Here is a 15,850-nt window from a genome sequence, read left to right on the forward strand (position 1 = left end):
CAATCAATCGCACGGGTCTACCTCGTTCCAATCGTGGGAGGTGGGCCCGAGGGCCGCCGCGCCTACCTTGGCCGGGAGCGCGGCGGCCCGACTCGGGCCATGGCTGCTCGTCAGATCACGAGCAGCGGTGCCCCGATCCGCCGCAGATGCGGGCCGGATCGGGGTCGCAGATCAGAGGGTTGCGCGCGGGCTTCACCGGCTGCCGTTGCCCCGGCCGGCCGGTCCCGAGCCCGAAATCGGGTGCGCCGGTGTCACTGCTCCGGCGCCAACAGACGGCGCACCCCCGGAGACCGGGCGTGCTGCGTGGCTCGCTGCCGCTGCGACATCACCCGGTCGCCACGGGGGCGGTCTGTCTCATCCCGCCACGTGCTTTGAGACTCCGCTGGTCCACTCGGCTCGCCATCCAGCCGTACGAATCGGCCTGGTCAGCGCCCGTCCGTCCCCACACCCGCCCGAAGCGGGTGGCATGCCACTGCGTAGGGGGAGAGCACGTATCGCGGTGGACATCCCCCGGTTCCTCAACCTGGGCGCCTTGCCGCGACCGCCGCCCTCGCGTCGGTCTCGCACGATCACTGTTCAGTTCTCAAGGATCAAGCGCGCTTCCTTCGGCCGGCTTTCACACCGCCCTCTGGGCGCATTTCCGCAGTTCAGAGCAGCCCAAAGAAGGCCCCTCCGGCACTCCTGCACCTAAGTGCTCATGCACTTATGTATAGGAGTGACATGCATCAGAGTGCACTGCTCCTATACATAAGTCAACCCTCCGCGTTGAGTGCGCGCAGAGGGTTGCTTAGGGGTGAGTGTGCGTCAGTCACTTGCGGGGATGCGGTAGTCGAGAACGAAGCGGTCAGCGGCCATCAACGTGTCGCAGACCTCTACCACTCGCCCCGCCTCGGAGATGGCGTTGCGCGTCAGGTGGATGACCGGGGCCCCGGGGCTCAGGTCCAGCGTCGCCGTCTCCGGCTTGGTGGCCATGCGGGCCCGAACCGTTTCCGTGAACTCCGCGAGGATGTGGCCGTTGTCCTCCAGGCGGGCGTAGATTCCACCCCCGCCGGGGTTCTCGGCAAACAACTCGGGGATGTCCTTAGCGATGTCCCAGGGCAGGTAGGAAGTGGCCTCCTCCGTTGGGATGCCATCGCTGAAGTACAGCCGTCGACGGGCCAGCACCTGCGTACCCGGGACGACCGCGAGGCGCTCGGCGATGTCTGCCGGGGCCTCGGTGGGGCCGATGTACAGGACACGCACAGCGGGTTTCGCGCCGGCCTGCTCGGCCTCCACGATGTATGCCGCCTTGCCCGCCTTCCGGTGTGCGCGCCGGAAGCGGTCCGACGACTTGCGCTTGACTGGCGGACGCGCCTTCACGAAGGAGCCGCGGCCGTGGTGGGTCTCGATCAGGCCGGTGGTGCGAAGCTCGGCTACGGCCTTCCGGGCCGTTCCAGGCGCGACCTTGTAGCGGTCCATGAGTTCGGACTCGCTGGGGATCTTCTCGCCAGGGGGCAGGATGCCCTTCTGGATCTGTTCTGCAAGGTCCTCGGCGATCTGTAGGTATCGCGGTGAGGACGTCTCGCGAACGCTTCCACTCCTCATTTGGGTGGAACCTCCTATGCTCATATACATGAGTAACAGTCCGCAGCAGGGGCGGTCAACGCCGCTCCACTCCGTGTCGGTGGCTGGTGTTGTGATTCGGGAGGACGGCAACGTCCTGGTCATCCGGCGTGCGGACAACAGCACGTGGGAGCCGCCCGGTGGAGTACTGGAACTCGGTGAGTCCGTCGAGGCGGGCGTATGCCGCGAGGTACTGGAAGAAACCGGGGTCGAGGTGGCCGTGGAGCGCCTGACAGGCGTCTACAAGAACATGGCCCTCGGCGTCGTGGCCTTGGTCTTTCGGTGTCGCCCGGTCGGCGGCGTGCCGTCCGTCTCGGATGAGTCGACCGTTGTGCAGTGGCTTCCGGCAGACGAGGCAGTCGCGAAGATGGGAGACATGTATGCCATCCGAGTGAGGGATGCGCTTGCCACCGGCGATCCGGCCGTGCGGGCACACGATGGCCAGCAACTGGTGGCGTGACTACTCTGCGCGGCTAGAAGGGACGTCGTATGCCGCCGTCACTGGTCCCATAGCTGCACTCGCAAGGCGAGCTCCTCTTTCGTGAGGGAGCTGCGTCCGGTGAGCCGCAGCATCGTGCTGTCGAATGGGCGCTGCCCGTCAGAGCGTGGGGTCAGAAGGACCAGCAGCGTGACTCGCTCGTCACTGGCCCCCTTCGCTAGTTCGAACTGGTGGTGGCGCAGTTGTACATATGACTCCGCAGCAGCAGCGATTCCATCGTCAAGCTCTCTCGAACAGGCTCCGAAGATCAGCTGCAACATGCCGCTATCAAGGAGCCGGCGCATGCGCCATTTGATGGTCTTCACACTCGCGACATCGGCGAGCATCTCCTGGAGCTTCTCGCCGAGCTCGGTGCGGAAGCCCACGGGGAGACTGTCAATGTCAGCAAGTGCTTGGAGGCGCGCCGCTTCGCCGATGCCGTCCGACAGGGGGCCGGTTGCGATGTCTTCGAGGATGATTCTCAGTAGCAGGTGGGCACGACGGGCATCTGAGCCCACCGGGGCCTGGGGGAGCAGCGGGGTTGATCTGTGCTCGTGCCCCGAGCCGAGCCACTCGCCGTCACCAGGGCTTGGTGCTGCTGCCAGGTCCGCCGCTGCCAACTCGTAATACCGCATGGGTTCCTCGCCCAACGCGCGGGGCGGAAGGGGAGCGACGCGGAACAGGTAGCCAATCACGGCGTGGGTGGAGCGGAGCTGGTTGAACAGGAAGTCCCAGTCCCGCCGCAGGAGTGCGACACCGGGAAGGTCACCAAGCGCGAGGTCGACGGTCGTATCGCTAGGCAGGTAGTCGTCGTCGACCACGATGATCGCGAGCCAGGTGAATGAGTTGCCATCGACCTCGATCTCGCGACCCCGGCTGTTAGTAAATCGGGCTGGCTCAAGGCGCAGGTTGCGGATGGTTCCTCTTGCCTGCCGTGCAGCCTTGGCGGCGTTCTTCTGAGCCCAGGATCTCTCCCCAGCAGGATCGCGCTGTTCGCCCTGCCGGCACTTGACCTGGATGGCTGCTGCACGGTCACCGACGATGACGACTCGGTCACCCAGCTCACGCTGACCAGAGCCGACCTTTCGGATCGGGGCACGGAAGACAAAGTCCGGCAGGCCCCAGGTCGCAGCGGCCGCGTGCGTGGCTTCCTCGGCGCCGATCCCTGGCTCGACGCCGTTCGGTCGAGGCAAAGCCGGAGCGATGCGGCGCGCCGCGACCCCCAGGGGTGTGTCAACGACGAGCGTTAGCGGTGATTGCTGGTCGCTCCCGAACAACGCGGCAGCGCGCCGCAGCGCCGCTGCTTCTGCATCCCGGCGCTGTTGCGCCTCCTGCCGCTGCAGGCGAGCCTGGGCCTTGCCACGCGAAGCCTTCCCCATGGCAGGCCAGTCTGCCTGCTAGTGAGCCAGAAGTGCGAACTCCATGAACTGCACTGAGGACGGCATGCGGGCAGGGCTCGCAACGGGAGGTGGCACGGCCCGGTGGGCCGGGCCGGTCTCAGTTCTGGTCTCAGTTCACCCTGTTCGTGACCGTTGCGTTCAGTCCGGATTGGTCCGTTGACCAGGGTGCCGGACTTCATCGGATCTGGTTGGACGGAGATCGCGCAAACTCGTAATGCGCAGGTCTCGGGTTCGGTCCCATAGGCCGACCGAGCTGCCGAGTCGGGGGTGAGCCGACTCAGCTGTGCTCGGTCATGAGGTCGCTCAAACTTCGCTGGGTCGATGGAGGCGGTGGGCCGCCTGGGGGCCAACCGGCGCAGGGGCGGCTCGCGAGCCATGCATTACCAGGTCGGGCGGCGGTCGGCGCCGTGACCGGTGCTCGCTTGAAAACTGTCGCGGCCTGGCCAGATCAAGTCCCACGCCCTAGCGCAGGTGAGCGATAGTCCCGGCTCAGGGCGGGTGCCAGCTTCAGTCGGCACTCGACCTAGGCGTGTCCCGTCGTTGGCTCCGCCACGCCGGACCGTAGGCCGGGCAACTGGTTGATCACACGGTGCCCAGCAGCTGCCCGGCCGGCGATCCGGCTGGCACGTCGAGCCGCATACGGAAGCCCGCTCTACTCCTGTGCCTTGCAGCACGGAGCCCCGGTACATGACGTCACCCGCCCATCACGTGTGGAGAAACGATTGGGTAAACGACGCACTCTGCGACGCTGCGAGTGCCACCCTCTTCACGCATGGGTGTCTATCTTCGCAGCAGCCTCAGAGCCGGCCCCTTCCGCTTCAACCTGTCTCAAAGCGGTATTGGGGTGTCGGCTGGTGTCCCCGGCTTCAGGGTAGGAAACGGCCCACGGGGCAACTACGTCCGGGTCGGCACCCGTGGCATCTCGTACCGGGCCACGTCCCCCCGCAGGCAAGCAACGCCTCCCACTGGGGCATCTGCTCCACTACACCCGGGCCCTGCATGCCCGAGCGCACCCGCCACACTGCCCGGGAGCGTTGTGGTTCACGAGATCCCGACGGCCGCCGTCGAGGAGCTTCGACGTTCCAATCCCAGCGAGTTCATCGAACAGCTCCAGGCCGCGGCACAGCGGCACTCGACGTGGCCCTGGGCTGCAGCCCTCGCTCTCGTCATATCCCTACCGCTGTACTTGATTCCGCTGTTGGTTCTCGGCCCGCTCGTCTACTGGCTGTACCAGCGTGACCTGGCAGCGCGGCGGGTTGTCGCCTTCTACGACTTCGAAGGCCAACCCGAGGGTCAATTTACTCAGCTCATAGAGGCAGCCGAACAACTGCGTCAGTCACATGCCAACTGGATTATCACCGGATCGGGAGCGGTGGTGACAACAGCTCAGCACAAGGTGAACAGCGGCGCCTCCGCCGTCGTCAGCCGTAGGTCCGCTGCGGTCACCATGAGCGGCCCGCCTGAGCTCGTCACAAACATCGCGGTCCCGAGCCTCCACTGCGGGGACCACTCGTTGTTCCTGCTCCCCGACCGCGTACTGATGAAGCGCGGCCGCAATTTCGCGGATGTCCCCTACCACGAGCTCCAGGCCGTGGTGAGCGACGTCCGCTTCCACGAAGGTGGCCCCGTCCCCCGCGACAGTCAGCAAGTCGGCACAACCTGGCAGTACGTGAACGTCAAGGGTGGCCCGGATCGCCGATACAAGGCGAACCCGCAGATTCCGATCATGCATTACGGACGCATCAACTTCACCACACGCACGGGCCTGAACCTCCAGTGGGACTGTTCGCAGCCAACCTCTGCGCGACAGCTCGCACAGGCAGTTGCCACTTACGTCTCTCCGCCAGCGCTTCCGAATTGATGACCTCACAGAGAGCGACCCCTTGAGGTAGCCCCGTCCCGGGAGAACGCTGGGAGAAGATCTTGAAGTTCAGTCGTCACAGCGCCACCAAGAAGCAACGATCGCCGATGCCCTGACCCGCCTCTTTCAGCGCCTGCCAAGGCTGTGGCACGTAGCTGACCTCATTTGGGATGAAGAACTGGAAGATCCTCCGTGACTGCCGTCTACGCGGAACCGAGGTGCACCACGCCATGCTCGGCGTCGCACGGCTCCCTATCCTTGCGTTCAGCGGGTGAGCTGGTTCCGCCTCGCCGTGAACTCCTGGCGTCCGTCCGGCGTCGTGACGCCGTGCGGCGAGGTGGAGACGGTGGCCTCGTCGTTCTTCGCCAGGCTGTGGCCGTCGGCGACCACGCAGGCGACGGCGACCTCCACCGGATAGACCCAGTCCGGGCAGAGCTCGCCCATCGCCGCGAAGATCGGGGCCTTGTCGACCAGCGACCAGCACCGTCCCGTCGCGTCCGTGAACTGAACCTCGACCAATCCAGGCCCCGGCTCATCGTCCACCCAACGGATCGCCTCACATCGCAGCTCAAACACGAACGCCCCCGCAACCGAACAAGGTCAACAACGAGCGACAGTATGCCGCGAGACCTCAGCAGCCGACATGCCGAGACAGCCTTTAGCCGCCCCGTCTGGTGTTGGCTGCTCCGGAGACCTCCGGAGATGAAGGTGCCGACACCCCTCTGCATTCAGCTTGGTAGCGCTCACTCATCCCTGCAGATCTTGCGTTCTTCAGGACAGTCGAGGGCGCCGTACGCCGTAACGTCACGACGAATTCAACTCAATGCCGAACTGGTTCAGCACGCCAGAAGCGAGGGACTGAGCGCAGTCTCGCAGCACCGTTCGATCGGCCGCAGGCGGCAACTCCGAGCCCACGCGGAGGATCTTCCTCGGGCACCGAGTGGCCTGGGGGATAAGCAGGACACCTTCATACGAGGTGACCGGTGCGTAACCCGGGAAGGGCAAAGCGGGCGCAGGCGACCTCTCTTCTGAGACGACCCCAGCCACCAAATCTGCACTGCTGTCACTACGCCGCACACGCCGGAATTCATGTGACAGTGCAACCGCCTCGCATGCGCCGACCCTGACCGCCAGAGTTTCCACGGGCACGTAGGCGCTCTGGGGAGGATCTATGGGTATTGTGTTTTTGCGTCGCGCCGCAGTTGAAATGTCGACCGCATACACGATCGTGCCATCATGATGCAGTTCCACAAGCATGGACCGACCCCTTGGATGCGCCTCATTGAAGGAGCGCAGGAAATTCCCAGCGATCCAACAGCGCAGACCGACCTGCGGATTGCCGCTAAGTTCGGTTCCCATAAAATGCATGTCGCCGAATTCCCCATTGACTTCAACCTCCTTTGCGAGCGACGCAGCCGCAGTTATTACACCACGGGCTTCGTTCCGGGAAGTGGGCGGCACCAGTGGGGGCAGGGGCCGGGAAGGCCGCGACACGGTGATTAGCCATGCAATCGATGGAACCCCGTCAGTCATAACCACTTCGCGAACACGGTCGAGATGTCGCCCTAGGGCCTGGTCAGTTGCTTCCTGCCGGGCAAAGCGGTCACGGTACGCGCGATCGATTTCGTGCTCGGCAAGCCATCCAGTGTGGTCTGAATACCGAAATGGCACTGCGAACGTGCGGAGTTCACGCTCACGCTGTGTGCCGCCCAGAACGAAGTGGGGTGCCATGGCGCTCGCCGGGACGTCGACCACAAGGACGCTTGTGCTTCCGTCGTCTGACGTGAGCGTGTAAGCATTAACGCCGGCCACGAAGGGTTGGGTGTTAGCTCGGAGCCATTTGAAGAGGTTCTCCATCTGAACGGCGTCCGGGTCGACACCTATGATCTCGCGGTCGTCGCGGACGCCGTAGACAAGGAGGCCGCCGCGGGTGTTGGCCATCGCGGCCACATCTTTCGAAAACTCATTCCACTCGCCGGGTTCAGCCCTCTTAGGAAGGTCGCGCTTCCAGTCGAGGTCGTCGCGTTCGCCGACTATCTCGTGCGTTGCCCGCTCAATGTGCTTGTAGGTAAGCGGGCCAGGTGCAATCCCGAGCTCCTGATGGACCCGGGTCCATGAGCTTGCCATCTCCTCAGAATAGGAGCCGGCGCCAGCGCCGTCCCGTTGGCCGACAGGGCCCACGCGCCCTGGGCGCCAGGGCGCGTGGGCCCTAGCTAGCTCTGGGAGAGGTCTGGGAGAAGCTCTTGCCCTCAGGGCCCCGCCGGAACCGCATCGGGGCCGACGCAGACCAACGCTCTGACCTGCCCACATGCCGGTCACGACAGGTCGCAACAGACCCCGGACCTCATTCGGCCAACAGGCGAACCATCAGAGCTGATGCCTACTTGGCCTTCGTGTCCAGCACTAGGTTGCCATCGCGCTACCGGACCACCAGTTACCGACCAAGGCACAGAGAAAGTCGGCAAGCTTTGACTTGCGAGCTGTGCACTGTGAGTCACCAGATTCTAAGACTGGCTAGAAATTCCTTTAGTACATGGCTACTCATGTCACTCTACGCACAGGGGCATGAGTGAATGAATGGACAACAATTATGCCCCCTAAAAATGTCTACACTCTGCTCCGCAAGGATGCGCACTCGACAGCGATGCAGGATAATGGGCAGCGAGGCTCTCGCGGCAGGAGAGTGCTATGTACTGGGAGCAATCTAGTAGAAACTTCCTGCTATTCTTAAGTACCATTCAGCGGCTGCTACGCGAACCAGATGAAGATTTCCCTCTCTACCTAATTCATGGCTTCGGAGCGACATGGACGCCAGACGGGCCGCGCCCATTGATTCTGGCGAGCTCAACCATAATCCAGAGGGGCGGCAACTACGGTCTGACACCCATGGACTCACCCGAAGACTGGATAAGCGCCCTACATCCTGCAAATGCAGAGTTCGGCCGACGAATTCAAGAGTATAATCCACTGGTTATCCACTGCCCGCCGCCTCGAATGCTAAGTGCGCCCGACATTTTCGCCGCATGGACGCGAGATGCGCTTTGGTCGCAAAGTGTTCACCCTCTTCGAGTTAGATGCAGCAATACTCGGAATCAAGGGTCAATTGGATTCCCAATATGTCGACATAATAGCAAATGGGAGATCTCTGGCTTTATCACGGCAGGTCATGTGGCCTGTGGCGAATCGTGCTTCATTGAAATAGGGTACACCAGTCCCAGGATTCGCCTCAGGCGTTGGTCTCCAGTAGGCGAAGTCAGACTTCGGGATACACCCACGGAATCTTCCGGGCCAGCTTTCGATATCGCAGCAGTTGATTTTAATGCCCGTTCGCCAAAATTCCTTAAACCAATCCATAGTGGGGTTCTAAATTCGCGCGCAACGATAGAAGAGCCAATTGAGGTCGATATCACTGGCGGCGCCAGCGGGAGCGTCCGAGGTTTCATAGTTGGCGCCCTGGCCAATTTCGGTGTGAAACCGCTGACCTGGAAGGATAGCTGGGTACTACTTCCTAGCGGAGTGGTTAGGCATGGCGACTCGGGTGCGCCCGTGATCCTGCCCAACGGGGAGGCCTTGGGCATGGTGGTATCTGGGGTCATCGACCACAGGTCAGGCGAAGAAATTTTTTGCCTTGCGCAAGATATTAGCTCACTGGAGCGGGAATGGCTATCTCCGCGCAATATCAAACTAGTGCCCAGTTAGCGGCATCATCAAGCCCAGCGACAGCCGGAATCGTGTCCTTGTGTATCACGGGCGTTGGAGTAGCGCTAATTGCAATTGGCGTTTCGGTTTCGCTTTCGGATCGACGTCAGAAAATCCGCTCTCGAGGAGTTCAGGGGTCAGGCTACGGCACGGGTGATTTGATAGAAGGCATGGCTGCACTGGCGGAAGCATTGAGAGACTACGATCTTGGTCGATTCCTGGTGATTATTGGCGCCCTTCTTATAATTGTGGGAGCGGCGATTGGTGGATTTGCAGCCCTCTAGAGCGACCGTTACTCGAAGGCAAACCGACATGGCGAAGTTTCTGAAACGCAATGGCCCGGGAGATCCTTGGGAGCCTTCCAAGATTGAAATGAGCCCAGGCGAAGAGCTGGTCATCAAGAATGAAAGCAATCAAGATTCTGCGATCCACGTCAATGCTCCCGGCATTGGCACAATTCAGGTCTCTGTAAGAGCTGGGGAGACCTCCGACCCACTGCTCCTCGCGCCGGGCAACTTCAGGGTCCTTGTTCCAGAGTCGCCAACGCGGCACGAGGCATCCGTACGAGCGTCATGACTCGCTATCTGAAGCAGGTGGGCTTGGGAGAAGTTCGGGAGAACTTTTTGCTCACGAGGCTAACTAGAGCCGCACCCAACCAACACGAACCGACTCTCTGACCTCCACTGATGCCAGCTGCGGCAGGTCGGCTTAGCTCTCGGACCTCATTCGGGACGAGGAGGCCGCGGGCTCAAGCCCAGCCCCGACTCAGTTGGACCAGGTCGGGGCTGGTTTCCCGCGAACGCCTCAAGCAGCGCACGTTCTCGTAGCGCTGCGAACAGCGGCTGTGCGGCCTTGGGCGACCGACGCCGGCCGGCGGTGAAGTCGGCAGCCCACGCGGGTGCCGCGCGGCGTCAGTTGATCAGCGTGTCGCCGAGATGCATGAGGACGAGCCTGCCCACAGCCGTGGCTCTATCGGCGTGCTTCCTCAGGGGGCTGAACTGTGATGACCGAGGAAGTGGCTTCCGGCCGCGGCGCCCCTCCCCATTCGCAGTCCTCCGTTGACCGGGTGCCCACAGCCGGACATGGATGTCTCTGCGGGTACTGGGGGATGATCAAGTGTTGAGGATGCGCAGGGCCATGACCGTTCCGTCCTCGCGGAACGAGATCGGTCCGTCCCAGTCGGCACTCGACCCAAGCCTCTGCCAGTAGGAACGCAGCGCGTACGCCTGCCGGCGGTACTCCTCGACCCGTCCCTGGGCGAGCAGAGGGTACAGGGGTTCGGCGATGCCCGAGAACGCCACCACCCGCACCGTATTCAGTCGAAAGACGTGGTCCGTACCGACGAACTTGGTATCGCCTACGGTGATATCGGCGTCATGGATGCTGGAGGATCCAGCGAAGGTCGGCACGTCGTAGAACCTGCGCCCCTGGCGTTTGGTTAGGTACTGAGCTGTCGTCCTTCCCCCGCCAACGAAGGCAGCGAGGCCAGCCGCCCCCGTGCGTGCGACCACTTGCGCGAACCAGGCCGCCCGATCTTCGGAAATCTGGAAGCCGTCGGTCCCCTCGTTCCTGTGGGCGTCACGCCTGGGGCGCGGCACTTGCCCAAGGTAGGGCCAGTTGTGGTCCTCAGCCTCCGAGTCGAAGCTCCGAGGAAGTGCATTGCGGGGAAGGTCGAGCTGCCCGATCCCTGGAGCCTGCAAGGCGTTGACGACGATCCCGCCTTGTCCGGCGAGTTCCGTCGACACGAGGAGGCACGGGGTTGTGTTCCAGGGACCGACGTGCAAGCCCTCGGCCTGCTCGGAAGATCGGGCCAACTGGCGGGTCGCGGTGCGCAGTGTCCTTCTTGCTCGCTTGGAGGGCAGCTGATGGTTCCCTTTGCTCGCCACCAGCACGATCTTCGAGGGCTCGCCGGGTTTCCACGCTTCGATAGCGAAGTCGGGCCGGGAACGCGAACCCTTAGACGGCTCGCTACCGCCTAGGGACCAGCCAGCCATCAGCGCCACGCCGGCATCCACGACGGAAACCACATGGTCCGGGTACCAGCTCTTGACCACGCGCTCCGCCAATGCGATGCCGAACCCGAGGCCCAACTCATTGGCCTGCATGGCCTTATACGCGCGCTCCGGCACCCTGCCCTCGTCGGTCAGGGCCATGAAGCCGGTACCAGCATGCCCGATGGCCTGACAGTACTTCAGGCTCTGCCAGTGCTCTGCGAGCCCTCGGCCAGTCCCTTGGCGCGCAAGTACGAGACCTCGGGCCAAGGAATGCAATACGTCCCATGCCGAAGCGGAGGCGGCCTGGCTTGCCTCTGACCGGGAGAGCGGCTCAAGGTTTGGCTTCCGGAGACCCTCAGGGACGCCCTTCGCTAGCCGCACCTTGTCGATGCTGGCGGCTGCACTCTCGGTGTCCGCTACGAGGTCCAGAGACGACGCCACTTGTAGATGCCTCTGGCGACCGAGCTGGGAAAGCACCTCGTTCGCAGACAATGCCATGATCCCCCCACTGTGCGTGCAGTATTCCGGCCGAGTCGAGACCGTAAAGGGGGGCTCAGGGGCGCACACAAGAGCGCATGCTCCGCGGTGGTGGCTTATCGGCCACCGACTCAGTCAGCTGGGCCCTTACTCCTGAGACTGTAGCCAGTCGTACGGCCCCTGACATGGCTCGGCCCAGAGCAGACAGGACACCGGCCCTCGCTTGCGAATGGCAGACATGGGACTGGCGCCGAAGCCAGCCAGCGGGCGACGGCAGCGCAGCGCCACCGTGGTTACGACCACAGCTTTGACGGTGGCGGCTTGAGTGTGACGCTGGGGAACGGAAGTGGCAGGCTGGCCCGCGCTGCTGGCTCCAGCAGTCGGGTGGTGACGTTGAAGACGTGCCGCTGGTCCCACGACGGGACCAGAGCGGGACCACACGCCATGTGCAGAGCCGAGCCGCCGCAGCTTGGCCGCCCAACTTAACGCGCTTTCGGCGCCCTCTGACCTGCTGAAACGCCTTGACTCGCGATCTGGGGCCAAGAGTCCTGCAAGTACTGGTCATGTGCGGTTACCGCGCGGGTGACGGGAGCAGGCTTTGCAGGTAGGCCTGGGTGGAGGGGTCGGTGGAGTAGAGGCGGGTGCCCTTGGTGCCGCGGGTGGCTAGGACGCGGTAGGTGTTGAGGGCGTAGCGAAGGTACTGCTCGGCGGGGAGTTTGTTGAGCTTGCCATCGTGGCTTTCTGCTGGCTGGGCGATCCAGCGGTTGCCGCGGCGGACGAGGTCGTTGCCGATGATGACGGTGTTGTGGCTGTACTCCATGCCCTGGGCGGTGTAGACGCAGCCAATCTGCTGGTGTCCGCCCGTGTCAGTGGCCCAGAAGGGGCGGCCTGGGAGGTCGGGGGTGCCGAAGGGGGTGTCGTCTTCGCGGTAGTTCCAGGGCCGCTGCCAGGTCTGTGGTCCGGAGGGGCTGTCCCAGTGGATTGCGACTTCGGGGAGGAGTGGTGGGGTGGAGGGGGCGTCCCAGGGCCAGCAGAAGCCGGCGGTGATGCGGGCGGTGAGGCCGTCGTTTGTGTGAGTGTCGACCCAGTGGGTGAACTCGTCGGGATTTGCGGCGAGTGCAAGGTCGTAGTCGGTGCCGTTCCAGGCGGGGGCGGTGCCAGTTGGTTCGAGGAGTTGGTCGATCCACTGGTGGTAGGCCTGGGAGCCGTTGCAACGGAACTGGGCGGTCAGGTCGATGTGCTCGAAGGCGTACCCGTTCCTGTTGGCGTGGGTTTTGAGTTCGGTGAGGCTGATGCCCTCGTCGGGGCGGATGATCTGCTGCTCGTCGAGGAACAGTACGGTGACGGCGGCTCGGTCGATCAGGTTGCCCAGAATGATGGGGAAGCGGTCTCGTTGTCCGGCGAATCCGGTCCGGGCTCGGTGAGCCTCGTCGATCAGAACCACGCTGCTGCTGGTGATGCCTGATGGGACGCGGCCTGCGAAGGTGGCGATGAGTCCGCGGGAGTCTTCTCCTACGGTGCGCTTGAGTTGGCGGGTCAGAGTGCCGGAGGGGGAGAGGAGGCGGGGGTTGGCGTTGGGGAGCTGGCACAGGTCACCGAGGAGTCGGCAGGCGATCACACTCTTACCGGTCCCGGGGCTTCCCGTAACGACGACGATGCCTTTCGTCCGCTGCTGGCGGGCTGAGGTGACGGTGTGCAGGGTGGTTTGTCGGGCGACGTCCTGGCTGCCGATTAGGCGGAACGCGTCGTGGCCTTCGATCACTCGTCCGGCCCGTGCCAGCAGGCCGCGTGAGGGACGGTGTCGGGCGGCCAGCAGCGCAGCAATTGACTCCTCGGATGGGGGTTTCAGGTCGGCGCAGGCCAGTTGCTGAGCCAGGGCATGGGACGGCTGGGCTGGGTCGAGGTCATTGCGTCCCAGGATAGGGAAGGCAGCCGAGGGGCCGTTAGCGGCAAGTGCCCGCAGCTCGTCGACGAGGTCGGGGCCGGCGTCGTGGAGAACGACGACACCGCGGGCCAGCAGCACAAGCTGGTCCTGGTCGATCCAGTCTTCCAGATAGCGGACGTAGCCGCCGACCTGCCGGGCTGGGTGCTGAACAACCCGCTGGCCGGCAAGGATCAGGCCCGGACGGCGCGGATCGGTTTTCACACTCGTCCACTGCTTCAACTCGATCGCTACGGCTGTCAGGTGGCCATCGCTGTCCTCGCCTAGGAGGAGTGCGTCCACGCGCTCGCCAGTTGCGGGCAGGCAGTACTCCAGCACGACATGCAGGTTGTCCAGGCCGGCGGCGGTGAGGACGGTCAGCAGTGCCGGCCAGCTGCGGGTCCAACTGCGAACTTCTTCTGGAGATGGGGCGGTACCGAACAGGTCGGCGGATCGCTTCTCGCAGGCCGCGATGAACTGCGGCTGCACCACCTTCTGTGCCGCTTCGGCGACGCTGCCCCCGTACAGATGCATGGCAGACATCTGTACCACCCGGAGTCGGCCACCCGCAGGGCTAATAGGGCCAGGGCCGGGGTTGGCGAGGTGTGGCCGCCGGCTGGTATCCCTGGCGGCATGACGATCAAAGACCTCCAGCAGGCGCTGGCCGAGTTCGCCGCGGAACGCGACTGGCAGCAGTTCCACACGCCGAAGAACCTCGCGATGGCGCTGGCCGGTGAAGGTGGGGAGCTGCTGGAGATCTTTCAGTGGCTGACACCCGAGCAGTCCGCGACTGTGATGGACGATCCGGACCGGGCGGTGCAGGTCCGTGAGGAGATGGCTGACGTCTTCGCCTACCTGCTCAGGATGGCTGATGTGCTGAACCTTGACCTGGAACAGGCGTTGCTTGAGAAGATCGAGACCAACCGGCGCCGCTATCCGGCTCACCTGGCTCGGGGCCGCGCCGACAAGTACACGCACCTGGGGGGACAACCACGTTGATGCGGATCGTCATGCAGCCGGCACGCCGGTCGGAGAAGGACGTCGCCCAGCATTACCAGGACACCATCGTGAACCCGGTCGTCTTCGACGACCACGCCGATCTCCTGCAGCCGGGCGTCCTGGACCAGCTCAAGCAACTGTTCCCCGATGGTACAGCCCAGATGTGGGGTGTGGTCCCGGGTAAGAGGGAGGTCAACCTCTCCAAGATCAAGAAGATGTGCCCGGGAGACTGGGTGTTCTTCAGCGGGGACAAGCGTCTCTACTTCGGTGGCACGATCGCACTGATGTGGCGCAACCGGGACCTCGCCACTCGCCTGTGGGGGACTGACCCTGCCGGCAGTACGTGGGAGTACATGTATGCCCTCTCCGGCACGCGGGGCTTCGACATTCCCATCGAGGAAGTTCGGCAACTCCTGGACTGGAACCCCAACCGCAACATCATGGGCATCTCCGTTCTGGACGAGGACGAGAGCGACGCCCTCCAGACCCTGTTGACCCTCGAGCCCGCCACAGCGCTCACCGCCCCGATCGACCCCGAGGCCGAGGAAGCAGTCGTCGCAGCGTTCGACGGCGAGCTCGAGCGCAAGGCTCTGCGCGCCTACCGCGGCGAGCAGGCTGCTCTTAAGCGGCGCCTTCTCCCTGGCTCGACGGGCGAGTGCGCGCTGTGTGGCCGGGAGCTTCCGGCCGCTTTCCTCGTCGGTGCGCATATCAAGAAGAGGGCGATGTGCAGCGACGAAGAGAGGCGCGACCTGGCCAACATTGCGATGCTTGCCTGCACCTTCGGCTGCGATGCCCTCTTTGAGCACGGCTATGTCGCTGTGGCTCCCGGTGGTGTCCTGCAGATAAGCCCACTGGCCGACAAAGTCCCAGGGGTCGCTCAGCACATCCAGCAGCACTTGGCTGGCCGCACTGTGGGCTGGTGGACCGTGGAACGGCAGCCGTACTACGACTGGCACCGCACCCACACTTTCAAGGCCAGCCCGCCTCTGTGACGGGGGCGCGGGTCGGCTCTGTTCGAGGGACGTCGACCAGACGGTACGGGTTAGATCTTGCTGACTGACAGGAGATGGCGTTGGGAGCGGTAGGCGTCGCTGGCCTTCTTGCGATGGTTGAGGGCCTGCGGGTGGACCAATCCTCGGGACTTCCTGCCCGGCACCAGCCGATTGTGCTGCTCTGGGCCATTGGGCGTGCAGCGGTAGGGCGGCCACGGTTGGTGCCGTGGTCGGAGTGTCGAACGGAGCTGGGGCGTCATCTGCGTGCTTACGGTCGCCCTGGGTCGACTCCTGCCGCGGAATACCCCTTCGTGGCGTTGGACCGGTGCGACCTTTGGGAGCTGCAGGGGGTGCAGGGCGAGGTTCCTCAGGCCCGAGGATCTAGGCTGCGGCCGTGGCTGAATAGGCACAATCCGCGGGGTGGTCT

The 15,850-nt window shown here is 63.9% G+C and carries 11 protein-coding genes and 2 pseudogenes; 7 read left to right on the forward strand and 6 right to left on the reverse strand.

Going from position 1 to position 15,850, the window contains the following annotated elements:
* Positions 1 to 804: 804 nt before the first annotated feature.
* Complete coding sequence (locus AB0442_RS35255) at positions 805 to 1,584, reverse strand: GntR family transcriptional regulator (protein WP_366167642.1); 780 nt, start codon at positions 1,582 to 1,584, stop codon at positions 805 to 807.
* A 16-nt stretch (positions 1,585 to 1,600) separates the two neighbouring features.
* On the opposite strand from AB0442_RS35255, the gene AB0442_RS35260 reads away from it, so the two are divergent.
* Entirely contained in the window at positions 1,601 to 2,062 is a 462-nt protein-coding gene (locus AB0442_RS35260) for an NUDIX domain-containing protein (RefSeq protein WP_366167643.1), read from the forward strand.
* Between the two features lie 38 nt (positions 2,063 to 2,100).
* On the opposite strand, the gene AB0442_RS35265 is transcribed toward AB0442_RS35260, so the two are convergent.
* Positions 2,101 to 3,459, reverse strand: a complete 1,359-nt coding sequence (locus AB0442_RS35265; RefSeq protein ID WP_366167644.1) for a hypothetical protein — start codon at positions 3,457 to 3,459, stop codon at positions 2,101 to 2,103.
* 793 nt (positions 3,460 to 4,252) lie between these two features.
* Here AB0442_RS35265 and AB0442_RS35270 point away from each other — a divergent pair.
* The 3 genes and pseudogenes from AB0442_RS35270 to AB0442_RS35280 form a co-directional block, all read left to right on the forward strand.
* A pseudogene (locus AB0442_RS35270) lies at positions 4,253 to 4,399 on the forward strand (DUF4236 domain-containing protein); the annotation flags it as partial.
* Between the two features lie 117 nt (positions 4,400 to 4,516).
* Entirely contained in the window at positions 4,517 to 5,341 is an 825-nt protein-coding gene (locus AB0442_RS35275; protein WP_366167658.1) for a hypothetical protein, read from the forward strand.
* 170 nt (positions 5,342 to 5,511) lie between these two features.
* A pseudogene (locus AB0442_RS35280) lies at positions 5,512 to 5,616 on the forward strand (IS5/IS1182 family transposase); the annotation flags it as partial.
* Here AB0442_RS35280 and AB0442_RS35285 read toward each other — a convergent pair.
* Positions 5,606 to 5,860 carry a hypothetical protein gene (locus AB0442_RS35285; RefSeq protein ID WP_366167645.1) on the reverse strand — a complete coding sequence of 85 codons (255 nt, stop codon included), beginning with the start codon at positions 5,858 to 5,860 and terminating at the stop codon, positions 5,606 to 5,608. The pseudogene AB0442_RS35280 and the gene AB0442_RS35285 overlap by 11 nt on opposite strands.
* A 285-nt stretch (positions 5,861 to 6,145) precedes the next feature.
* A complete protein-coding gene (locus AB0442_RS35290) occupies positions 6,146 to 7,468 on the reverse strand; it encodes an ATP-binding protein (protein ID WP_366167646.1) in 1,323 nt (440 codons plus the stop codon).
* 1,532 nt (positions 7,469 to 9,000) lie between these two features.
* Here AB0442_RS35290 and AB0442_RS35295 point away from each other — a divergent pair.
* Positions 9,001 to 9,324: a hypothetical protein gene (locus AB0442_RS35295; RefSeq protein WP_366167647.1), complete on the forward strand. Its 324-nt coding sequence runs from the start codon at positions 9,001 to 9,003 to the stop codon at positions 9,322 to 9,324.
* 828 nt (positions 9,325 to 10,152) lie between these two features.
* On the opposite strand, the gene AB0442_RS35300 is transcribed toward AB0442_RS35295, so the two are convergent.
* A complete protein-coding gene (locus AB0442_RS35300) occupies positions 10,153 to 11,193 on the reverse strand; it encodes a hypothetical protein (RefSeq protein WP_366167648.1) in 1,041 nt (346 codons plus the stop codon).
* An 889-nt stretch (positions 11,194 to 12,082) separates the two neighbouring features.
* Positions 12,083 to 13,975, reverse strand: a complete 1,893-nt coding sequence (locus tag AB0442_RS35305; RefSeq protein WP_366167649.1) for a DNA/RNA helicase domain-containing protein — start codon at positions 13,973 to 13,975, stop codon at positions 12,083 to 12,085.
* A gap of 90 nt (positions 13,976 to 14,065) precedes the next feature.
* On the opposite strand from AB0442_RS35305, the gene AB0442_RS35310 reads away from it, so the two are divergent.
* Together AB0442_RS35310 and AB0442_RS35315 are read left to right on the forward strand one after the other, a co-directional pair.
* A complete protein-coding gene (locus tag AB0442_RS35310) occupies positions 14,066 to 14,431 on the forward strand; it encodes a nucleotide pyrophosphohydrolase (RefSeq protein ID WP_366167650.1) in 366 nt (121 codons plus the stop codon).
* Positions 14,431 to 15,423: a hypothetical protein gene (locus AB0442_RS35315; RefSeq protein WP_366167651.1), complete on the forward strand. Its 993-nt coding sequence runs from the start codon at positions 14,431 to 14,433 to the stop codon at positions 15,421 to 15,423. The genes AB0442_RS35310 and AB0442_RS35315 overlap by 1 nt, the downstream gene beginning before the upstream one ends.
* The last annotated feature ends 427 nt before the right edge of the window (positions 15,424 to 15,850 follow it).

This window comes from Kitasatospora sp. NPDC085895, assembly GCF_040702125.1.
GTDB lineage: Bacteria > Actinomycetota > Actinomycetes > Streptomycetales > Streptomycetaceae > Kitasatospora > Kitasatospora arboriphila.